Genomic DNA, 20,888 nt, shown 5'->3' on the forward strand with positions numbered 1-20,888 from the left:
CGCCGACCACGCCCATGCCCCGCCGCACGGACCTGAAGCGGATTCTTCTGCTGGGCTCGGGACCGATCGTGATCGGTCAGGCCTGCGAGTTTGACTACTCCGGCACCCAGGCCTGCAAGGCGCTGCGGGCCGAGGGGTTTGAGGTGGTGCTGGTGAACAGCAACCCGGCCTCGATCATGACCGATCCGGACATGGCGGATCGCACCTACATCGAGCCCCTCACGCCCGAGGTGGTGGCCCGGGTGATCGCTGCCGAGAAGCCCGATGCCCTGCTGCCCACCATGGGCGGCCAGACCGCCCTCAACCTGGCGGTGACCCTGGCCGAGAACGGCACCCTGGCCGAGCACGGCGTGGAGCTGATCGGCGCCGATCTCAAGGCGATCCGCATGGCGGAGGACCGGCTGCTGTTCAAGGAGGCGATGGGGCGCATCGGCGTGGCCGTCTGTCCCTCCGGCATCGCCAACAACCTCGAGGAGGCGGAGTCGGTGGGCGAGGTGATCGGCACCTACCCGCGCATCATCCGGCCGGCCTTCACCCTGGGGGGCAGCGGCGGCGGCATCGCCTACAACCCGGAGGAGTTCCGCTCCATCTGCAAGAGCGGTCTGGAGGCCAGCCCCGTCTCCCAGATCCTGATCGAGCAGTCGCTGATGGGCTGGAAGGAGTTCGAGCTGGAGGTGATGCGCGACACCACCGACAACGTGGTGATCGTGTGTTCGATCGAAAATCTCGACCCGATGGGGGTGCACACCGGTGATTCGATCACGGTGGCGCCGGCCCAGACCCTCACCGACCGGGAGTACCAGCGCCTGCGGGACCAGTCGATCGCGATCATCCGCGAGATCGGCGTGGACACCGGCGGCAGCAACATCCAGTTCGCGATCAATCCCGCCAACGGCGACGTGGTGGTGATCGAGATGAACCCGCGGGTGTCGCGCTCCTCGGCGCTGGCCTCCAAGGCCACGGGCTTCCCGATCGCCAAGCTGGCGGCCCGGCTGGCGGTGGGCTACACCCTCGACGAGATCACCAACGACATCACCGGCGCCACGCCGGCCTGCTTCGAGCCCACGATCGACTACGTGGTGACGAAGATTCCCCGCTTCGCCTTCGAGAAGTTCCAGGGCAGCCCGGCGGTGCTCACCACCTCGATGAAGTCGGTGGGGGAGGCGATGGCGATCGGCCGCTGTTTCGAGGAGTCGTTCCAGAAGGCCCTGCGCTCCCTGGAAACCGGCCATGCCGGCTGGGGCTGTGACCGCCTGATGCCAGCCCTGAGCCCGCCGCCCTGAACGCGGCCCTGCGCACGGCCACGCCGGAGCGGATCTTCGCGGTGCGCACCGCCATGGTGGCTGGCCTCGATGACGCCGAGATCCACCGCCTCAGCGCCATCGATCCCTGGTTCCTGGCCAAGCTGCGCGGCATCCTCAGCGCCGAGCAGCAGCTGCTGCGGGGGCGCAGCCTCGAGCAGCTGGAGGCCGGCCCCCTGCTGCGGCTCAAGCAGCTCGGCTTCTCCGATCCCCAGATCGCCTGGGCCACCGGCAGCGACCAGCTGGCCGTGAGGCGGCACCGCCAGGCCCTCGGGGTGAATGCGGTGTTCAAGACGGTGGACACCTGCGCCGCTGAGTTCGCCTCCCACACCCCGTACCACTACGCCACCTACGAGCGACCGCTGGAGCGCATCGCCGCCGATGGCAGCCTGGCGGCGCTGCCCCCGGAGAATGAGGTGCAGCCCGAGAGTCGTCAGAAGGTGATGATCCTGGGTGGCGGTCCCAACCGCATCGGCCAGGGCATCGAGTTCGACTACTGCTGCTGCCACGCCTCCTTTGCCCTGCAGGACGAGGGCTTCGCCACGGTGATGGTGAACAGCAACCCGGAAACGGTGTCGACTGACTACGACAGCAGCGACCGCCTCTACTTCGAGCCGCTCACCCTCGAGGACGTGCTCAACGTGATCGAGAGCGAGAAGCCCACCGGCGTGATCGTGCAGTTCGGCGGCCAGACGCCCCTGAAGCTCGCCCTGCCCCTGCTGCGCTGGCTGGCCTCGGCCGAGGGCCAGGCCACCGGCACCCGCATCTGGGGCACGTCCCCCGAATCGATCGACACCGCCGAAGACCGCGAGCAGTTCGAGGCGATCCTGCGGCGGCTGGAGATCCGCCAGCCCCGCAACGGCCTGGCCCGCAGCGAGCCGGAAGCCCTGGCCGTGGCCGAGCGGGTGGGCTACCCGGTGGTGGTGCGGCCCAGCTACGTGCTCGGCGGCCGGGCCATGGAGGTGGTGTTCAACGCCCAGGAGCTCAACCGCTACATGGCCGAGGCCGTGACCGTGGAGCCCGACCACCCCGTGCTGATCGACCAGTACCTCGACAACGCCGTGGAGGTGGATGTGGATGCCCTCTGCGACAGCACCGGCACGGTGATGATCGGCGGCGTAATGGAGCACATCGAGCCGGCGGGCATCCACTCCGGCGATTCGGCCTGCTGCCTGCCGACGGTGAGCCTGGGGGAGGAGAGCCTCGCCACCATCCGCGCCTGGAGTCGCGATCTGGCCCTGGCCCTGAACGTGCGCGGCCTGATCAACCTGCAGTTCGCCGTGCAGCGCAGCCCGGACGGAGCGGAGCGGGTGTTCATCATCGAGGCCAACCCCCGGGCGTCCCGCACGGTGCCATTCGTGGCCAAGGCCACCGGCGTGCCCCTGGCCAAGGTGGCCAGCCGCCTGATGGCGGGGCGCACCCTGCACGAGCTGGGCCTGCGCAGCGAGCCGCAGCCGCCGCTGCAGGCGGTGAAGGAGGCGGTGCTGCCCTTCAAGCGCTTCCCCGGTTCTGACAGCCTGCTGGGCCCGGAGATGCGCAGCACCGGTGAGGTGATGGGCCTCGCCGCCAGTTTCGGCATGGCCTACGCCAAGGCCGAGCAGGGGGCCGGCGAGAGCCTGCCCACCGGCGGCCGCGTGTTCCTCTCCACCCACGACCGCGACAAGCCGGCCCTGGTGCCCGTGGCCCGCGGCCTGGCCGACCTGGGCTTCGAGCTGATCGCCACCGCCGGCACCGCCGCGGTGCTGGCCCGGCAGGGCCTGGCGGTGGAGGTGATCCTCAAGGTGCATGAGGGGCGGCCCAACATCGAGGACGCGATCCGCTCCGGTCGCATCCAGCTGGTGGTGAACACGCCGATCGGCCGCCAGGCCACCTTCGATGACGCCTATCTGCGCCGGGCGGCCCTTGACTACGCCGTGCCCACCCTCACCACCCTGGCGGGAGCGCGGGCGGCCGTGGAGGCGATCGGGGCCCTGCAGAAGCAACACCTGACGGTGACGGCCCTGCAGGACATCCATCCGATGGCGAGGGTCTGAGCCAGCTCCGCCGTTCACCTGGGTAGCGTTGGGGCCCTGCGCCCAAGCCCGTGACCGCCACCACCAGCTCCGCCAGCACTGCCGCCACGACAGCCGGCACGACTGTTGCCGCCATTCCAGAAGGCAGCGACTGCACCGCCGCCTTCCGCGCCGCCTACGAGAACCGCTACACCTGGGATCCTGGCTTCGCGGGCTACAAGGGCCGCTGCTCCTGGGAGCAGGCTGATCGCCGCGCCGAGGGCCATTTCAGCGTGGGCGCCGACCTCAAGGCCCAGGTGGAGGGCATCGCCGACGAGGAGATCCACAAGGCGATGGCCTCCCAGCTCTGGGAGGTGGCGATCCACCGGGTGCGCCGCAGCTTCGAGCAGACCCACGGCGCCAACACCTTCACGGCTGGCAGCACCGATGCCGTGGGCACCGAGGTGATCGTGGGTGGCAAGAACAGCGGTGACCGCTACCGCATCAAGGACGACGTGGTGACGATGGTGCACCGCCACATCCACGGCACGGTGGTGACGATCTTCACCGAGTCGGTGACCCACACCGGTGCTGGCTATCTGAGCCGCTCCTACACCAGCCAGTACGCCGATCCGGCCACCGGCGCCGCCCGCGGCGGCCTCAGCCGCTTCACCGACACCTTCGTGCCCCTCTGCGACGGGGGCCCCTGGGTGCTGAGCGAGCGGGAGGTGGCCACCGAGGCCCATGGCGAGACTCCGGCCAGCCGCCAGCTGTTCAGGTTTCTGGATCTTCAGGCCTGCTGAGCACGGCTGCGTTGCCCGAAGGCGTTGCCTGTGACACCATCCACGCACCACCGTGCGCTCCGCCTTGGGTATTCCCACAGCCCCTGTTGGCAACCCCCTGCCACTGGGGCAACTTCCCGTCGGCCTTGAAGACACGATCAGGGCCATCAACGCCCCGATCAACAGCTTCGCCTGGGGCTGGCCCACGGTGACCCTGATTGCCCTCACCGGCCTGGTGATGATGGTGGGGCTGGGGTTCATGCCACTGCGGCGGCTCCCCTATGGCGTGCGCATGATGCTGGGCCATGCCGGCTCCGCCAAGGACGGTGAGATCTCGCCGTTCCAGGCCCTGATGACCTCGCTCTCGGCCACGATCGGCACCGGCAACATCGCCGGTGTCGCCGGTGCCATCGCCATTGGCGGACCTGGGGCGGTGTTCTGGATGTGGCTGATCGCCATCTTCGGCATCGCCACCAAGTATGCGGAGGCCGTGCTGGCCGTGCACTTCCGCGAGTTGGATCCCCTCGGCAACCATGTGGGCGGGCCGATGTATTACATCCGCAACGGTCTTGGCCCTGGCTGGGCCTGGCTCGGTGGCCTCTTTGCCCTGTTCGGCATGCTTGCCGGCTTTGGAATCGGCAACGGAGTGCAGTGCTTTGAGGTTTCGAGTGCTCTGCAGACCGTGGGGATCCCGCGTCTGGTCACGGGCGTGGTGCTGGGCGCGCTGGTGTTCGGTGTGATCATCGGCGGCATCAGCCGGATCGCCCAGGCCGCATCCGCTGTGGTGCCGACCATGGCCATTCTCTATGTGTTGGCCTGCCTGCTGATCATGCTGGCGAATGCTTCCGAGATCCCTGCCGCCTTCGGCACGATTTTCTCCAACGCCTTCACCGGCAAGGCCGCGGCAAGTGGCACCCTGGCCCAGGTGATCCTGATGGGCTTCAAGCGGGGCATCTTTTCCAACGAGGCGGGCCTCGGCAGCGCCCCCATCGCCCACGCCGCCGCCAGCACCCGCGATCCCGTGCGCCAGGGCACGGTGGCGATGCTCGGCACCTTCATTGACACGATCATCATCTGCAGCATGACGGCGCTGGTGATCATCATCACCGGTGCCTATGAAAGTGGTGAATCCGGCGCCAATCTTTCGATCAGTGCCTTCAACATGGGCATCGCCGGCAGCGGTTGGATGGTCACCGTGGGGCTTGTGGTCTTCGCCTTCACCACGGTGCTGGGCTGGAGTTTCTACGGCGAGCGCTGCACCGAATATCTCTTCGGGGTGAAGGCGATCCTGCCCTTCCGGCTGGTGTGGGTGGCGGTGGTGGTGATCGGCTCGGTGGCCGGCGACCGCGGCGCCGTCTGGGCCGTGGCCGATACCCTCAATGGCCTGATGGCGATCCCCAACCTGATCGGCCTGCTGCTGCTCTCCGGCACCGTGTTCCGGCTCACCCGGGCCTACCGCTTCGATGGGGAGGCCCGCAGCTGAGGGCGGGCCACCGCTGGATCGGGGCAGGGGCTCAGGGCAGGGGTGCAATCGCCTTGAGCTTGTCGTTCAGCTGGCTGGCCATGGCCTGACGGCCCACGGCCAGCACCTTGAGGGTGTCCTCGTGCATGCGCAACTGGGCATCGGCCACCTGCATGCCCTTCACCAGTTCCTTGAGCTCACTGGGCAGGCTGTTGAGGTCGTAGCGCTTGCCCTCGAAGGTGAGGACGGGAGGCTGCTGGGGGGTGGAGGTCAAGATGCGCAACGCTGAGGTGCCCTCAGGTTACGGACGGACCTGCCCCGGGATCAGCGCGAAGGGACCCTCCTGCGCTTGCCAGGGGCCGCTTGAACACGAACATCAGCAACGGCCCCACCTGGGCGGCCTCCACCATCTCCCAGTGCTCCCGGCCCAGGGCATTGAGGAAGAACTGCAGCTGCTCGGCGGGGTGCCGGGGGGTGCTGTTGAGGGGGCTGTACTGCTGGGGGAACTCCCGCTCCAGGAACTCAGGGCTGAGGGCGCCGCCCAGCCGCTCGCTGTCGCTCTGGGGCGAGGGCGGCTCCGGCGGGTTGCCGCTCTCCACATCGATTTGGATCACGCGGTATTCCCAGCCGAATGCCGAGCCGATGGGGCTGCCGGTCATGGTTCGAGGTGGATGAACTGGCGGCGGCACAGCTGCCGGTAGCGACCGTCCTGAGCCATCAGCTGATTGTGGCTGCCCTGCTGCACGATCCGGCCCGCCTCCAGCACCACGATGCGATCCGCCTTCTGCACGGTGGAGAGGCGGTGGGCGATCACCAGCACGCTGCGGCCGGCCATGGCGGTCTGCAGGCCGGCCTGCACGGCCTCCTCGGCCTCGGCGTCGAGGGCACTGGTGGCCTCATCGAGCAACAGCACGGCGGGATTGCCCAGCACGGCCCGGGCGATCGCCAGCCGCTGCAGCTGGCCGCCGGACACGTTGCGGCCCCGTTCCTCCAGCCGGCTCTGATAGCCGTGGGGCAGCTGGCTGATGAAGCCATCGGCGTTGGCCAGGCGGGCCGCCTGGCGGATCGCCTCGGCGGTGGCCGGCCGCCCGAAGGCGATCGCCTCGGCCACCGTGCCCGAGAACACGCTGCTCTGCTGGGGCACCAGGGCCACGGCCTGGCGCAGCTCCCGGGCGCGCAGGTCGGCCAGGTCGTGGCCATCCAGCAGCACCCGGCCCCGCTGGCAGTTGTTGAAGCGCAGCAGCAGCGAGAACAGGGTGCTCTTGCCGGCTCCGGAGGGGCCGACCAGGGCCACCACCTGGCCGGGCTTCACCTCCAGGCTCACCTGGCGCAGCACCGGCTCGCCGTCGCCGTAGGCGAACCACACCTGCTCGAGCTGGAGGGCGCCGCGCACCGGACCCAGGGGTTGCGCCTGGGGACGGTCGGGGGTTTCGACGGGCTCGTTCTCGATCGCCCGCAGCCGCTGCAGGGAGGCCTGGCCCTGCTGGAATTCGTTGAAGTTGGTGGTGAGGTGGGCGATCGGATCGATCAGCATCAGCAGGGCGGCCACGTAGCTGCTGAAGCCCTGGCTGTCGAGCTGCCCCGACTGGATCCGCCAGGCGCCGATCCAGAGCACGGTGAGGATGCCGGCGGCCTCGAGGAATCCCACCACCGGATGCTGCAGGGCCAGCAGCCGCAGGGTGCGGTAGCGGGCCCGGCGGTGCAGGTCGATCTCCTGGTCAAAGCGCCGCTGCAGCCAGGGCTCGGCGGCGAAGGCCCGCACCAGCGGCAGCCCGGAGATGGCCTCGCCCAGCAGGCTGGCCAGCTCGCTCACCTGCTCCTGGCTGCGCTCGGCGGCCCCCATCACCCGCGCCCCGAAGCCGCTCACCAGCAGGGCCACCAGGGGGGCCAGCAGCAGGGTGGCCAGGGCCAGGGGCCAGTCGAGCCACACCATGTAACCCAGCACCGCCACCAGCTGCAGGGCACTGGGGGTGGTGTCCTGGATGGTCTTGTAGATCACCTCGCCCACCCGGTCGGCATCCTCGGTGAGGCGGTAGGTGAGGTCGCCGGCGGAGAGTTTCTCCAGGGCGTTGAAGTCGAGCTGCTGCAGCCGCGCGAACAGCTGCTGGCGCAGGGCCTGGCTGACCCGCAGGGCCGGGTTGGCCAGCAGCGTGTCCTGGCCGTACTGGGCCGCCTTCTGCACCATGAACACCGCCAGGGCGGCCAGGATCGACTGCAGGGTGAGCCCCACGTCACCGGCGCCGATCGCGGGAATCAGCCGCCCCGCCAGCCAGGCCAGCACAGGCCAGCAGAGCACGAACACCAGGATGCAGGCGCCGCCGGCCAGCAGGCGGCGGCGGTGGGGTCTGAGCAGGGGCCACAGCCGTCGCACCGTGCCGGCCAGGCTGGGGGCAGAGGTCCGCTGCAGCTGGGGCAGGCTGTCCGGAGGCGGTGCGGGCATCAAGGCACGCTATCGCCCGTCCCCATGGGCAGATTCGCCGTGAAGCTCGACCAATTCCTCAAATATCAGGGGCTGGCGGCCACCGGCGGCGAAGCCAAGCTGCGCATCCAGCGCGGTGATGTGCGCGTCAACGGCCTGATCGAAACCCGCCGGGGTCGCCAGCTGGCCCTTGGCGATGCGGTGAGCGTGGACGGCCGCGAGCTGATCGTCACGCCCGGGGCCAACGGCCGCTGACAGGCGGCCCATTAGCTTTTGCAGCACGTCGCTGGGAGAGGACCCTTGGCCAAGGCTGTCATCGCAGGTAACTGGAAGATGCACATGACCTGCGCCGAGGCGCGGGAGTTCGCTGCCGCCTTCCGGCCCCTGATCGCCGACCTGCCGGGCGACCGCCAGGTGGTGATCGCGCCGCCGTTCACGGCGATCCCCACCCTGAGCCGCCACCTTGAGGGCGCCGGCGTGGCGATCGCCGCCCAGAACGTGCACTGGGAGGAGCAGGGGGCCTACACCGGCATGGTGTCGGCGCCGATGCTGGTGGAGCATGCCGTGACCCACGCGATCGTGGGCCACAGCGAGCCGCGCAAGTACTTCAGCGAATCCGACGAGCAGATCAACCTGCGGGCCCGCACGGCCCAGAAGCACGGGCTGGTGCCGATTCTGTGTGTGGGCGAGAGCCTCGACCAGCGCGAGACGGCGGAAACCGAACGGGTGATCCACCGTCAGATCGAGCAGGGGTTGGAGGCGGTGGATCCGTCGCGGCTGATCGTGGCCTACGAGCCGATCTGGGCGATCGGCACCGGCAAGACCTGCCCCGCCGAGGAGGCCAACCGCATCTGCGGCCTGATCCGCGGCTGGGTGGGCAACCCCGAGGTCACGGTGCAGTACGGCGGCTCGGTGAATCCCGCCACCATCGATGATCTGATGGCCCAGAGCGACATCGATGGCGTGCTGGTGGGCGGCGCTTCGCTCGATCCCGAGAGCTTTGCGCGCATCGCCAACTTCCAGGTGTCGGCGGCGGTGTGAGCCATGGCCAGCCAGCCGCCGCGCTGGGGTGAGCGCACGCTGGTGATGGGGGTGCTCAACCTCACCCCCGACTCCTTCAGCGATGGCGGCCGCTACCTGGATCTGGAGCCGGCCGTGGCTCAGGCGGTCCGCATGAGCCGCGAGGGTGCGCACGTGCTCGATCTCGGCGGCCAGAGCACCCGTCCTGGCGCCAGCGAGGTGGGTGCTGCCGAGGAAGCCGCCCGGGTGCTGCCGGTGCTGCGCGCCCTGCTTGAGGGCCGGCTGCCGGCGAAGCGGCCGCTGCTCTCAATCGACACCTTCCGCGCCGCGGTGGCGGACGCCGCCCTGCAGGCCGGGGCCGACTGGATCAACGACGTGAGCGGCGGCCGACGCGATCCCGCCCTGCTGCAGGTGGTGGCGGCGGCGGGCTGCCCGCTGGTGCTGATGCACAGCCGCGGCGACAGCCGCAGCATGGATGGGCTGGCCGTCTACACCGACGTGGTGGCGGAGGTGCGCCAGGAGTTGCTGCGGGCCACCGACGCCGCTCTGGCGGCGGGGGTGCGGGCGGATCAGCTGATCTGGGATCCGGGCCTGGGCTTTGCCAAGACCACCGAGCACAACCTCTCCCTGCTGCGGGGGCTGGCGGCGCTGCGGCAGGAGGGCTTCCCCCTGCTGCTGGGCCCCTCCCGCAAGCGCTTCATCGGCGCAGTGCTCGGGGAGCCCCGACCCAGGGCCAGGCTCTGGGGCACCGCGGCGGTCTGCGCCCAGGCGATCAGCGCCGGCGCCGATGTGCTGCGGGTGCACGACGTGGGGCCGATCGTGCAGACCGCCCGCATGGTGGATGCGATCGTGCGGGCTGAGCCCTAGGGGGCGATCAGCAGGCCCCCATCCAGGGGCAGGCACACGCCCTGGATGAAATCAGCAGCGGCACTGGCCAGGAACAGGGCCACCCGGGCCACCTCCTCGGGTTCTGCAAAGCGGTGCAGGGGAATCCTGCTTTCCTTGGCTTGTCTGGCTGCCTGCATGGCAGGGCTGTCCCAGAGCTCATGGCCCAGCTCGGTGAGGATCACGGTGGGACAAAGGGCATTCACCTGAACATTGGCCGGCCCCCATTCCACGGCCATGGTTCGGGTCAGCTGGTTGATGGCGGCCTTGGAGGCGGCATAGGCGCCTAATCCAGGGGTGCCAAGAAAGGCACCCAACGACGAGATGTTCAGCACCTTGCCGCGGCCTCTGCTGATCATCTGGGGAACGATCAGTTGCGAGAGGATCAAGGCGGAGCGCAGGTTCACCGCGAAGGTGTCCTGCCAATCGGCTTCGCTGATCTCCAGGATCGGAGCGGGCCTGGCGATGCCGGCGTTGTTGACCAGCACATCCCATTGCGGAAAGAGCTCCAGGGCTGTTTCCCCGGCGCGCCTGGCACCCTCCACCGAGCCGAGATCGGCTTCGATCAGGCAGCAGTGGCGCCCGTAGCTCTCGACAACGGCCTTGACCCTGTTCAGGCCGTCGGTGTCCCTGCCGATCAGGCCGATGTCAGCACCGGCCTCGGCGAAGCTGCTGGCGATGGCAGCCCCCAGGCCCTTGGAGCCGCCGGAGATCAGGGCGCGTTGGCCATCCAGTCGAAAAGCCTTCATGGTGGGGGGATCCGATGGCAGGACCTCAGGGGGCCGTGACCCCCTCGATCCGGTCTTCGATCTCCTGGTAGATCTCCTGGAGCTGCTGGATGTTCTCGTCTGAGGTCTCCCAGTAGCCGCGGCCGTTCACTTCCAGCAGGGTGCCCACGATGCGGCGGAAGCTGTGGGGGTTGAGCTCCATCAGCCGCTGGCGCATCTCCGGATCGTTGATGAAGGTGTCGTTGGCGTCTTCGTACACGAAGTTGTCCACGGCGCCGCTGGTGGCGCTCCAGCCGAGGGTGAAGTTGAGCCGTTTGGCCACCTCCCGCACGCCCTCGTAGCCGGAGTTGAGCATGCCCTCATACCACTTGGGGTTGAGCAGCTTGGTGCGCGAATCCAGGCGGATCGTTTCGCTCAGGGAGCGCACCTGGGCATTGGCGGTGGTGGTGTCAGCGATGTAGCTGGTGGGGGCCTTGCCGTCGTCGCGCAGGCCGGCGATCAGCTTGGTGGGGTCGGAGTCGAAGTAGTGGCTCACATCGGTGAGCGAGATCTCGGCGGAATCCAGGTTCTGGAAGGTCACGTCGGCGGTTTTCATCGCCGACTCGAACACGCCCCGCTTCTGGTTCATCTCGCCGGGGTTGTCGGCGTTGAAGGCGAAGGTCTTGCGGGAGAGGTACATCTCCTGCAGTTCACCCTCCTCCTCCCAGGTGCTGTTCTCCACCGCCAGGTTCACATTCGAGCTGTAGCTGCCGCTGGCATTGGAGAACACCCGGGTGGCGGCATCGCGCAGGGAGATGCCCTCCTGCTCGGCCTGCTCCTGGGCGTGCTTGCGCACGAAGTTCATCGCCAGCGGTTCATCGGCCTCCGCGGCCATCTTCACGCCCTGGTCGATCAGGCCCATCTGGTTGATGAACAGGTCGCGAAACACGCCGCTGCAGTTCACCACCACGTCGATGCGTGGCCGGCCCAGCTCTTCGAGCGAGAGCAGCTCCAGCTTGTTGACGCGGCCCAGGGAATCGGCCACCGGGCGCACGCCGATGAACCAGAGGATCTGGGCCAGGGATTCTCCGTAGGTCTTGATGTTGTCGGTGCCCCAGAGCACGCAGGCGATCGTTTCCGGCCAGGTGCCCTGCTCGGCCTTCTGGCGCTCGATCAGACGGTCCACCACCACCTTGGCAGCAGCGATGGCGGCCTTGGTGGGGATGGCCTGGGGATCGAGGGCGTGGATGTTCTTGCCGCTGGGCAGCACGCCGGGGTTGCGGATCGGATCACCGCCGGGGCCCGGCAGCACGTATTCGCCATCGAGGGCCCGCAGCAGGCTCTGCATCTCGAAGTCGGCGCAGATCTGCTCCAGGCAGAACTGCAGGTAGCCGAACAGCTGATCGAGGTCGGCCTGGTTCACCTGGGCGAAGCCGGCCGAGCAGCAGGCACCCAGCCAGGGGCTGGGCAGCTTGAAGCCGAAGCGCTCCAGCAGGTTGAAGAACCAGGCGAAGTTGCGGCGCAGGGTGACGCGGCCATCGCTGCCGGTGACGGCCTTCACCATCGCCCCCACGGCAGCGCGGCAGGTTTCGGTGATCTCCCGATTGAGCTCCACGTCGGCGAGCACGCCCTCGTCGTTGCCCTTGTAGACCTCGGCAATCGTGCGGCCGCGGCTCTCGGCCAGCAGGGCCGGCAGGGAGCGCAGGCCGTCCTCCTCGCGCTCGAGGGCGGCAATGTTCACCAGAGTGGCGATGGCCTCCTCGGCGGTGGGGGGCTTGCCGATGGTGTGCAGCCCGCAGGGCAGCAGGCGGCTCTCGATCTCCATCAGCTGGCGGTAGATCTGGCCGATCACCGCGTCGCGCGCGGCCAGGTCGAGCTCGGCTGCATCGCCTTCGGGCAGGGCCACGTCCTTGTCGAGGTTGCACTGGCGGGCGGTTTCGACCGCCGCGTTGACGATCTGCACGCCGCGGCTGCTCTCGCGCAGCTGCTGGTAGGAGCCCACCAGCTCACCCAGCTCCTTGAGGCCGCGGTAGAGGCCGGCATTTTCGGCCGGTGGCGTGAGATAGCTGATCGTTTCGGCGTAGCCGCGCCGCTTGGCGATCGTGGCTTCTGAGGGGTTGTTGGCGGCGTAGTAATAGAGGTTCGGCAGGGCGCCGATCAGGGAATCGGGGTAGCAGGTGTCGCTCATGCCCATCTGCTTGCCGGGCATGAACTCCAGCGAGCCGTGGGTGCCGAAGTGCAGCACGGCGTCGGCGCCCCACACCTTCTCCAGGTAGGTGTAGTAGGCGGCAAAACCGTGGTGGGGGCTGGCGCTGCGCGAATAGAGCAGCCGCATCGGATCGCCCTCGTAGCCGAAGGTGGGCTGCACCCCCACGAACACGTTGCCGAAGTGGCGGCCGTAGATCAGCAGGTTGGTGCCGTCGGAGTTGAGGTTGCCGGGGGGCTTGCCCCAGTTCTCCTCCAGCCGCTCGGAGTAGGGGGTGAGCTGCTCGTACTCCGCCACGCTCATGCGGTGGGCGATGGCCAGTTCGGGGGCACCCTCCAGGGCTTCGGGATCCTGCAGCACCGACTCCATCAGCTCTTTCGGCGTGCAGGGCAGGCTGCCGAGGTCGTAGCCCTGGGCTGCCATCTCCTCCATCACCCGGTGGATGGAGCCGAACACATCGAGGTAGGCGGCGGTGCCCACATTGCCCTTGTCGGGCGGGAAGCTGAACACCGTGATCGCCAGCTTCTTGGTGGCCCGGGGCTTGATGCGCAGGGAGGCCCAGCGGATCGAGCGCTCGGCGATCGCCTCCACCCGGTCTTGCAGGGTGTGGGCCTTGCCGGTGGCGTCGTCGCGGCCGCTGAGCACGATCGGCTCGATGGCGCCATCGAGTTCGGGGATGGCGATCTGCAGGGCCACCTGCACCGGGTGCAGGCCCAGGTCGCTCTCCTCCCATTCCTGGGTGGTCTGGAACACCAGCGGCAGGGCCACCATGTAGGGGCGGTTGAGGCTCTTGAGCACCTCGATCGCCTTGGGGTGGTCCTGGCGGGCCGGACCACCCACCAGGGCGAAGCCGGTGAGCGACACCACCCCATCCACCAGGGGGCTGCCTGGCTTGAGCGGGTCGTAGAAGAAGGCGTTCACCGGACGGGTGAAGTCGAGGCCGCCGCAGAACACCGGAATCACGGTGGCGCCGCGGTATTCGAGTTCCTGGATCACGGCCACGTAGTGGGCCTCGTCGCCGGTGACGATGTGGCTGCGCTGCAGCACCAGGCCGATCACCGGGCCGCTGCGGGCCTTCTCGCTCAGATCAGTGCGGCTGGCGCTCCAGTTGAGGTATTCCTTCAGGTCCTCGAACATCGACGGCGCCAGGGGGTGCCAGATGCCCAGGTCGGGGAACACCACCGGTTCGGCCACCGCCACCGCCGCCCGCTCACTGCCGCTGCCGCGGGGGAACACGTACTTGTCCGCCAGCATCAACAGGAAGTTGCGCAGGTTGTCCGGCGTGCCGCCCAGCCAGTACTGGAAGCTGAGCATGAAGGAGCGAGCGTCCTGCGCCTTCTCCACCGGTAGGTACTTGAGAACCGTGGGCAGAGTGTTGAGCAGCTTGAGCATCGCGTCCTGGAAACCGGCGCCGCCGGCCTCCTTCCGCTTCTTCATGAAGCCGGCGATGGCGCTCTTGCTCTGGCCCAGCTGGGCCATCGAGAAGGTGCCGAGCTTGTTGAGCCGCATCACCTCCGGCATGGAGGGAAACACCACGGCCGCCTTGAGCTTGTCGCGGTGGGGCGCCACGGCCTCCACCACCTTCTGGGCCAGGTCCTCGATGAAGATCAGCGAGGCGATGAACACATCCGCCGCCGCAACATCGGCGCAGAAGTCGGCGTAGTTGGTGGGATCGCGCAGCTCCTCGATCAGATAGCCGCTCAGCTCGATCGCCAGGGGACCGTTCTGGTCGTTGAGCGCCGTGGCTGCCTGGGTGAGGGCGTTCTGGTACTGGGGCTCTAGCACCACGTAGACGGCCTTCATCACCGCACCGCAATGGGAGGCGGCAGGGCTGACCCGACGGTTGGCGGAGCGGACCTGCGTGAACATGCGGGCGTGAAAGTGGGTGGACTGACTTTACGAACCCTCTCCCTGGGGCGGTGGCTGCCCCATAGGCTCTGCAGCAAGCGTTGATGAGAACGGTTTCGAGGCCATGACCAGCACCGCCGCCAGTGCCCCCACCGCAGCGTCCAGCAGCCCCGCCTCGATCGCGGTGGTGGTGGCCGGCGCCCTCGGCCGCATGGGCGCGGAGGTGATCCGGGCCCTGCTGGCTTCGCCCGACTGCCGCCTGGTGGGGGCGATCGACACCACCCCCGGCAAGGAGGGTGCCGATGTGGGTCTGGAGCTGGGCCTGGGCGAGCTGGAGGTGGCCGTCACGGCTGACTTCGAGGGCTGCCTCTGCCAGGCCAGCCAGCTGGTGCGCCAGGACGGCCCCGGCCAGGGGGCGGTGCTGGTGGACTTCACCCATCCGAAGGTGGTGTATGAGCACACCCGCGGCGCCATCGCCTATGGCGTGCACCCGGTGATCGGCACCACGGGGCTGAGCCCGGAGCAGCTCAACGATCTGGCGGTGTTTGCGGGCAAGGCCTCGATCGGCGGCGCCGTGATTCCCAACTTCTCGGTGGGCATGGTGCTGCTGCAGCAGGCCGCCGCCGCCGCCGCCCGCTTCTACGACTTCGCCGAGCTCACCGAACTGCACCACAACCGCAAGGCCGATGCCCCCAGCGGCACCTGCATCAAGACGGCCGAGCTGATGGAGGAGCTGGGCAAACGCTTCAATCCCCTGCAGGTGGAGGAGCACGAAAGCCTGGCCGGCTGCCGCGGTGGCCAGCGCGAGAGCGGTCTGCGCCTGCATGCGGTGCGCCTGCCCGGGCTGGTGGCCCACCAGCAGGTGATGTTCGGCGCGGCGGGCGAAACCTATACGCTCCGCCACGACACGATCGAGCGGGCCGCCTACATGCCGGGGGTGCTGCTGGCGGTGCGGCGGGTGCGGTCGCTGCCGGGCCTGGTGTATGGCCTGGAGCGCCTGCTGTGATGGGCGCCAGGTTCAGGCCCGGCAGGGTGGGGCGATGCTGATTCCGCTGAAGCCGGGGGAGCTGAACAGGCTGATTCCGGCGGTGGCCACCGGCCCCCAGTTCAACGCCTGCAGCGGCTCGCCCCGCAAGCTGCTGCAGCGCTTCTTCATCTCGGTGATCGGGGGCGTGATCAGCCTGCTGGTGAGCCAGACGCTGCTGTTCTCCAGCCAGGCCGGTCCGATCATGCTGGTGACGGGCTTCGTGTTCCTGCTCTACATGCTGTGGGGGCCGATCCTGGAGGCCGGCCGCCGTAACGCCATCCTGCGCAAATACCCCGCCGCGGCGATCTTCGAGGGCCAGGTGGGCGACCTCTACACCACCGAGGTGGTGGAGAACCGGCGCGAACAGGCCGACAAGGGGGGGCGGCTGGAGCTGGTGGAGAACCGCCGCACCTGGCTGACGCTGGAGCTGGAAGACGAGGAGGGCTACCTGGGCAAGCTGCGCTTTCCGATGGACAAGAAGCATCAGCTGATCCGGCGCGGCCAGGTGGTGCGGCTGCTGGTGCTGAGCGAGCGGCGCGACTTCTCCCGCATCGGCGCCATCACCGACGCCTGGCTGCCCCAGTTGAAGCTGTGGGTGGGCGAGTATCCCTTCCTGCTCAAGCCTGCGTTCGAGGAGCTGTGCCTGCGGCGCCTGCGGTAGGGACGAGCCGGCCAGGACGGCCCAGGGCCGCCAGATCAGCCAGCCCCTGAGCAACAGCTCGTCACACAGCGCAACAATGTGTTACATTTCATGCAGTGAACGAGGTTCCCGCATGACCCAAGCCAATCCCGCCATCATCCGCGGCGCCACCGTGACCACCGAAGACGGTGGCCGCCTCAACGCCTTCGCCAGCGAGCCCCGCATGGAAGTGGTGAGCCCCGAGAGCGGCTGGGGTTTCCATGAGCGTGCCGAAAAGCTGAACGGCCGCATGGCCATGCTGGGCTTCATTGCCCTGCTCGCCACCGAGCTGGCCCTGGGCGGCGAAGCGTTCACCCGCGGCCTGCTGGGCATCGGCTGATCCCATCTGCTGGCGCTGCTCTGAGGGCGCCTTTCTGAGCGCGGCTCTCTGAGCATCCTTTCTCCCTGAGCCGCAGACTGACCTGCGGCTTTTTTGATGCCTGGCTACGCGATGGCGACCACCCCCTATCGGGCCCTGGTGCACGGGGCCGGCCCCACCGGCTCCCTCAGTGCCCTGGCCCTGGCTGCTGCCGGCTGGCAGGTGACCCTGACTGACCCCCTGGACGCCGAGCAGCTCTGCAGCCGCCAGCGGGCCTACGCCTTCAGCCACGCCAGCCGGCGCCTGCTGGAGCAGCTCGACCTCTGGGTGGCCCTGCAGGAGGTGATGGTGCCGTTTCGGCGCCTGCTGCTCTGTGATCAGGCGGTGGGGGCGGCGGTGCCGTTCGGGCTGGGCGATCTGGCCCCGGCCCTGCGCCGTGGTGCCGGAGCCGCCGTGGGCTGGGTGGGCTTGCACCGGCCCCTGATGGAGCTGCTGCTGGCGCGGCTGCAGGCCCACCCGGCGGTGTCCCTGCAGCTGGGGAGTGGGTTGGAGCCCGCTGCCTGCCTGGAGGCCGAGGCGGGCCGCGAGGCCCCCGATCTGGTGGTGGCCGCCGATGGTCCCCACTCCCCCCACCGCGAGGCCCTGGGCATCGGCGTGTGGCAGCACACCTACCGCCAGAGCTGCCTCACGGCCCAGGTGGCCCTGCGCGGCGCCGCCGCCGATGAGGCCTGGGAGCTGTTCCGGCCTGAGGGACCTTTCGCCGTGCTGCCGCTGGCGGCCGGCCAGGCCCAGATGGTGTGGAGCGCGGCCAGTGGCCGCTGTCGCCGGCTGGAGAGCCTCGGTTCCAATGCCTTTCTGGATGTACTGGCCGCCAGCCTCCCGGGCAACCTGCAGCCCGATGCACTGCTGGATCAGCCCAGGGCCTTTCCTGTGGGTCTGCTGCTGGCCCGCCGGCTGAGCTCCGGCACCACGCTGCTGGTGGGGGAGAGCGCCCACCGCTGCCATCCCGTGGGTGGCCAGGGGCTCAATCTCTGCTGGCGCGATGTGGCCGTGCTGCACCGCCTGGCCCGGCGGGCCACCGCCGGGCGGCTACGGCCCGAACGGCTGCCGGCGGCCTATGGCCGCCGCCGCTGGCCCGACCTGCTGCTCACCCTGGCGGCCACCGATCTGCTGATGCGCCTGTTCTCCAACCGTGCCAGGCTGCTGCTGCCGTTGCGGCGGCTGGGCCTGGCGGGGCTGGCCTCACTGGCTCCATTGCGCCGGCTCAGCCTGGGGGCCATGACCCACGGCCCCTGCCAGCCATGGTGAGGTCTCTGCTGATGACGCCCTGACCATGGTCATCAGCTCCAGCCCCCAGTCGCCGCCTCCCCAGGCCCTGCTGCGCTATCTGCGCAACCAGCTGGGCCTGAGCGAGAGCGCCCTGGCGCTCGGCATCAAGCAGTCCCAGCTGGAGCAGGCGCCCCTGCCGGCGGTGCTGTGGCGCTACGGCCTGATCAGCCTGGAGCAGCTCGAGCAGGTGTGGAGCTGGCAGGACAGCAACCTCTAGGCGAGGCTCTGATCTCAGTCGTAAATGATCAACGAGGTGATCGACTGGGCCTCGGGCAGGCGGCTGCGGCCGGCCAGACCAGCCAGTTCGGCCACGAAGCTGAAGCCGCACAGCTCGCCCCCGGCACTGCTCACCAGTTCGGCGCAGGCGGCGGCGGTGCCACCGGTGGCGAGCAGATCGTCCACCACCAGCACCCTGGGGCTGCCCTGGAGGGCATCGCTGCAGATTTCGAGCCGGTCGCTGCCGTATTCGAGGGCGTAGTCCACCCCGGTCACGGCGCCGGGCAGCTTGCCGGGCTTGCGCACCGGCACGAAGCCCAGCTCCAGGCGGGTGGCCAGGGCCATGCCCACGATGAAGCCCCGCGATTCGATGCCCACGATCAGATCCGGCTGCAGCGCCGTGGCGGCCAGCTCCAGCTGGCGGATCACCTCCTGCCAACCCTGGGGATCGCGCATCAGCGGCGTGAGATCGCGGAACAGGATGCCGGGCTTGGGGAAGTCGGGCACGTCGCGCACGAACCGGCGCAGATCAACGGCCATCGGCGTGACGAAGGGGGGCGGGAGCTGGCATCATCGCAGCCATGAGCGACCCTGCTGCAGCACCGCCAGCCCCGCCCCGGCCCGCTGAGCAGACCAGGCTGCCCCGGCGGGGACTGGAGCGGCTCGACCTGCTGCTGCTGAGCGTGGAGGCCCTCGACCTCAACGGCGGCGAGGCGATGGTGTGGCTGAGCGAAGAGATGGGCTTCACCGGCCTGTTCCCCAACCGGGTGGAGCTCTGGAAACGGCGCTGCTACAACCCCCTGCGCCGCACCACCCGCCGCGGCGAGCTCGATCCGGCCGAGACAGACGCCCTGATCCGCATCCTCTGCGCCCTGGCCGACCGCCTCTACCCCCTGCTGCGGGCGTTGCTTTCGGAGTCCGAATCGCCCCAGGTGCGCGAGCAGCGCTGGCAGCTGTTCCAGGGACGCCTCGCGGCCCTGCTCAACGAACGCATGAATCCCCGCCGGGTGGGGGTGCAGCGGCTGCTGGATCCCGTGCTGGGGGCCCCCCAGCGGTATCAGCTGGTGCAGACCCTGGCCCTGGGCGGCGGCATCGGCGGCTTCGAGCGGGTGCGCGCCAGCCTGATGGACCCCGGCGGCTGAGCCCACCATGAAACAGACCCTGCGATTCGAACAACTCAGCTGCCGCTTGCAGGTGGAGGGTTTGCCCGACGTGTCGGTCGGGCAGCGGGGCGAGGCGATCGGGATCATCACCGGCTGGAGCCTGCGCTGGGCCGGCCGGCCGGAGCTGGAGGGGCGCAAGGAGCACCTGCTGGCGCTGATGCAGGTGGTGTTGCCCTATGCCCGCCATCTGATCAGCGGCGTGCGCCGCCGCTTCGGCGGCCCGCCCCTGCCGGTGGAAATTGGCCCCGCAGGGGCTACCCACACCCTGTTGCTGCGCAGCAGCCAGCCCGACACCCCGCCTCTCACGATCGGACTGGATGACGCCGAGCTGGCGGATCTGGTGCGGGTGCTCGACCAGCTCCGCCTCGACCCGCGCCTGCAGATGCCCCTGGATCTGCCCGCGCCCCAGCCCCTGAAGCCCCGGGAGGTGCAGGGGCGGTTGCCGCGGCGCCAGCGCCTGGCGGCGCCGTTGGGCGGTGCCGTGGCCCTGGCCTTCGCGGCGGGAGTGAGCCTGTTGCTCCCCGAACCCCGTCCCCAGCCCACGGCTGCCCCACAGGCCCCGGCCGCTGAGCCAGACCCCTCGCCTGAGCCCCCTCCCAGCCCCTGAGCTTGACGCCGGCGCCTGGCTGGTCACACTGAGGCCAGGATTCAGGTGGGCTCGGCCTCAGGGCGCGGTCTTTCGTCCTGTTCTCTCCGCTTGCTCTGCCCGCCGATGACGACACTGAGCTGGTCTGAGTTGCGGATCCGGGTGGCGCGCCTGGGAGCCACGCTGGATGTGGTGGTGCGCAGCGACCCCGAGGTCTGTGGCCTCAGCGGCGAGACGTTTCGGCTCACCCTCCATCACGGTGGCCAGGGCGACTGCTCCGTGGGCGGTCTGCATCTGATCGACTGCCCCAACGAGCTGGTGCTGATGGAATTCGAGCGCTGGATGCGTGGCGCCGGCCACCCCCTTGAGGCATGACCTCCTCCCGCCGCCCCCTGCTGCAGCTCCCCCAGAAACCGGGTGGTCAGCGCAAGGTGTTTCGGCGCAGGAACCGGCCGACGCGGCTGCGGCAGTTCGGCTCCGGGCTGCTGCTGGGCGCCCTGGGCTGTGGCTTGCTGGCGGGGCTGCTGCAGATCCCCACCCGGCTGGATGCGTTTCTGCTGCTCAGCGAGGCCACCGTCCACCTGATCGAGGGCGTGAGCACCTTCCTGCTGGGGTTTGTGCAGCTGCTCGCCGTGGTGCTGCTGGTGGTGGTGACCCTGGGGGCGCTGGTGCTGGTGGTGGGGGGAGTGGTGCGGCTCGTGCGGGCCTGCCTGCCGCGCCGCTCCTGAACCCCGGCGGCGAGGCCCCGGTTCAGCCGTGCAGACGCGAAAACCAGAGGCCGGCCAGCTGCCAGCTCGACCACAGAAAGGCGGCCAGAAACAGCCAGTTGAGCCAGGCGGGGCGCTGGGGGGGCTCCTGGGCCATGGGAGTGGCGGGCAAGGGATGCTCTCAGCCTGCCATCTGAGCGGCTGTGTCGTTCCTTGTCTGTTTGGCTCTGAAGCTGGCCAG

General features: G+C 69.1%; 21 protein-coding genes and 1 pseudogene. 15 read left to right on the forward strand and 7 right to left on the reverse strand.

What is annotated here, in order from left to right; genetic code table 11:
* Window positions 1-14 precede the first annotated feature (14 nt).
* From carB to IQ220_RS06670, 3 genes and pseudogenes are all read left to right on the forward strand, one after another.
* A pseudogene (carB, locus tag IQ220_RS06660) lies at window positions 15-3,334 on the forward strand (carbamoyl-phosphate synthase large subunit).
* 113 nt (window positions 3,335-3,447) lie between these two features.
* Complete coding sequence (locus tag IQ220_RS06665; protein WP_193914177.1) at window positions 3,448-4,095, forward strand: DUF3386 domain-containing protein; 648 nt, start codon at window positions 3,448-3,450, stop codon at window positions 4,093-4,095.
* Window positions 4,096-4,192: 97 nt separating this feature from the next.
* Complete coding sequence (locus IQ220_RS06670; protein WP_228008997.1) at window positions 4,193-5,557, forward strand: sodium:alanine symporter family protein; 1,365 nt, start codon at window positions 4,193-4,195, stop codon at window positions 5,555-5,557.
* Window positions 5,558-5,588: 31 nt separating this feature from the next.
* Here IQ220_RS06670 and IQ220_RS06675 read toward each other — a convergent pair whose 3' ends face one another.
* From IQ220_RS06675 to IQ220_RS06685, 3 genes are read right to left on the reverse strand one after another with little or no spacing between them, the layout of a single operon-like run.
* Window positions 5,589-5,810 (reverse strand): DUF6447 family protein, encoded by a 222-nt coding sequence (locus tag IQ220_RS06675; protein ID WP_186696836.1) that lies wholly within the window; start codon window positions 5,808-5,810, stop codon window positions 5,589-5,591.
* A 22-nt stretch (window positions 5,811-5,832) separates the two neighbouring features.
* Window positions 5,833-6,195, reverse strand: coding sequence for a hypothetical protein (locus IQ220_RS06680; protein WP_193913855.1), 363 nt, complete (start codon window positions 6,193-6,195; stop codon window positions 5,833-5,835).
* Window positions 6,192-7,976 (reverse strand): ABC transporter ATP-binding protein, encoded by a 1,785-nt coding sequence (locus tag IQ220_RS06685; RefSeq protein ID WP_193913856.1) that lies wholly within the window; start codon window positions 7,974-7,976, stop codon window positions 6,192-6,194. The genes IQ220_RS06680 and IQ220_RS06685 overlap by 4 nt, the downstream gene beginning before the upstream one ends.
* Before the next feature lie 24 nt (window positions 7,977-8,000).
* Here IQ220_RS06685 and IQ220_RS06690 point away from each other — a divergent pair, with 24 nt between their 5' ends.
* Genes IQ220_RS06690 through folP form a run of 3 tightly spaced genes read left to right on the forward strand, consistent with a single transcriptional unit; the run spans window position 8,001 to window position 9,842 of the window.
* On the forward strand, window positions 8,001-8,210 hold the full coding sequence (locus tag IQ220_RS06690; RefSeq protein ID WP_193913858.1) for an RNA-binding S4 domain-containing protein: 210 nt from the start codon (window positions 8,001-8,003) through the stop codon (window positions 8,208-8,210).
* 45 nt (window positions 8,211-8,255) lie between these two features.
* Complete coding sequence (gene tpiA / locus IQ220_RS06695; protein ID WP_193913860.1) at window positions 8,256-8,996, forward strand: triose-phosphate isomerase; 741 nt, start codon at window positions 8,256-8,258, stop codon at window positions 8,994-8,996.
* Between the two features lie 3 nt (window positions 8,997-8,999).
* Window positions 9,000-9,842, forward strand: a complete 843-nt coding sequence (folP, locus tag IQ220_RS06700; protein WP_193913862.1) for a dihydropteroate synthase — start codon at window positions 9,000-9,002, stop codon at window positions 9,840-9,842.
* On the opposite strand, the gene IQ220_RS06705 is transcribed toward folP, so the two are convergent.
* Complete coding sequence (locus IQ220_RS06705) at window positions 9,839-10,609, reverse strand: SDR family NAD(P)-dependent oxidoreductase (protein ID WP_193913864.1); 771 nt, start codon at window positions 10,607-10,609, stop codon at window positions 9,839-9,841. The two genes, folP and IQ220_RS06705, sit on opposite strands and share 4 nt — an antisense overlap.
* A gap of 25 nt (window positions 10,610-10,634) precedes the next feature.
* Window positions 10,635-14,642 carry a magnesium chelatase subunit H gene (locus tag IQ220_RS06710; protein ID WP_193913866.1) on the reverse strand — a complete coding sequence of 1,336 codons (4,008 nt, stop codon included), beginning with the start codon at window positions 14,640-14,642 and terminating at the stop codon, window positions 10,635-10,637.
* 103 nt (window positions 14,643-14,745) lie between these two features.
* Between IQ220_RS06710 and dapB the strand changes: the two genes are divergently transcribed.
* The 5 genes from dapB (at window position 14,746) to IQ220_RS06735 (ending at window position 18,192) form a co-directional block, all read left to right on the forward strand.
* A complete protein-coding gene (gene dapB / locus IQ220_RS06715; protein WP_193913868.1) occupies window positions 14,746-15,627 on the forward strand; it encodes a 4-hydroxy-tetrahydrodipicolinate reductase in 882 nt (293 codons plus the stop codon).
* Window positions 15,628-15,661: 34 nt separating this feature from the next.
* A complete protein-coding gene (locus IQ220_RS06720) occupies window positions 15,662-16,309 on the forward strand; it encodes a hypothetical protein (RefSeq protein ID WP_193913870.1) in 648 nt (215 codons plus the stop codon).
* Window positions 16,310-16,421: 112 nt separating this feature from the next.
* A complete protein-coding gene (locus IQ220_RS06725; RefSeq protein WP_186696826.1) occupies window positions 16,422-16,667 on the forward strand; it encodes a high light inducible protein in 246 nt (81 codons plus the stop codon).
* A gap of 111 nt (window positions 16,668-16,778) precedes the next feature.
* Window positions 16,779-17,954, forward strand: a complete 1,176-nt coding sequence (locus tag IQ220_RS06730) for an FAD-dependent monooxygenase (protein WP_228008957.1) — start codon at window positions 16,779-16,781, stop codon at window positions 17,952-17,954.
* A 25-nt stretch (window positions 17,955-17,979) separates the two neighbouring features.
* Window positions 17,980-18,192, forward strand: a complete 213-nt coding sequence (locus IQ220_RS06735) for a DUF2949 domain-containing protein (RefSeq protein WP_186696825.1) — start codon at window positions 17,980-17,982, stop codon at window positions 18,190-18,192.
* A 14-nt stretch (window positions 18,193-18,206) separates the two neighbouring features.
* Here IQ220_RS06735 and IQ220_RS06740 read toward each other — a convergent pair whose 3' ends face one another.
* Window positions 18,207-18,731, reverse strand: a complete 525-nt coding sequence (locus IQ220_RS06740; RefSeq protein WP_186696824.1) for an adenine phosphoribosyltransferase — start codon at window positions 18,729-18,731, stop codon at window positions 18,207-18,209.
* 41 nt (window positions 18,732-18,772) lie between these two features.
* Between IQ220_RS06740 and IQ220_RS06745 the strand changes: the two genes are divergently transcribed.
* The 4 genes from IQ220_RS06745 to IQ220_RS06760 all read left to right on the forward strand — a co-directional run bounded on the left by IQ220_RS06745 (window position 18,773) and on the right by IQ220_RS06760 (window position 20,668).
* Window positions 18,773-19,333 (forward strand): DUF3038 domain-containing protein, encoded by a 561-nt coding sequence (locus IQ220_RS06745; RefSeq protein ID WP_193913874.1) that lies wholly within the window; start codon window positions 18,773-18,775, stop codon window positions 19,331-19,333.
* Between the two features lie 7 nt (window positions 19,334-19,340).
* Window positions 19,341-19,961, forward strand: coding sequence for a DUF4335 domain-containing protein (locus IQ220_RS06750; protein ID WP_193913876.1), 621 nt, complete (start codon window positions 19,341-19,343; stop codon window positions 19,959-19,961).
* Between the two features lie 105 nt (window positions 19,962-20,066).
* Window positions 20,067-20,315, forward strand: a complete 249-nt coding sequence (locus tag IQ220_RS06755) for a hypothetical protein (RefSeq protein WP_186696821.1) — start codon at window positions 20,067-20,069, stop codon at window positions 20,313-20,315.
* A complete protein-coding gene (locus IQ220_RS06760) occupies window positions 20,312-20,668 on the forward strand; it encodes a hypothetical protein (RefSeq protein ID WP_193913878.1) in 357 nt (118 codons plus the stop codon). Before IQ220_RS06755 ends, IQ220_RS06760 begins: the two co-directional genes overlap by 4 nt.
* Before the next feature lie 22 nt (window positions 20,669-20,690).
* Here IQ220_RS06760 and IQ220_RS16020 read toward each other — a convergent pair whose 3' ends face one another.
* A complete protein-coding gene (locus IQ220_RS16020; RefSeq protein WP_255460158.1) occupies window positions 20,691-20,819 on the reverse strand; it encodes a hypothetical protein in 129 nt (42 codons plus the stop codon).
* Window positions 20,820-20,888: the final 69 nt, after the last annotated feature.

Source organism: Cyanobium sp. LEGE 06113 (genome assembly GCF_015207615.1).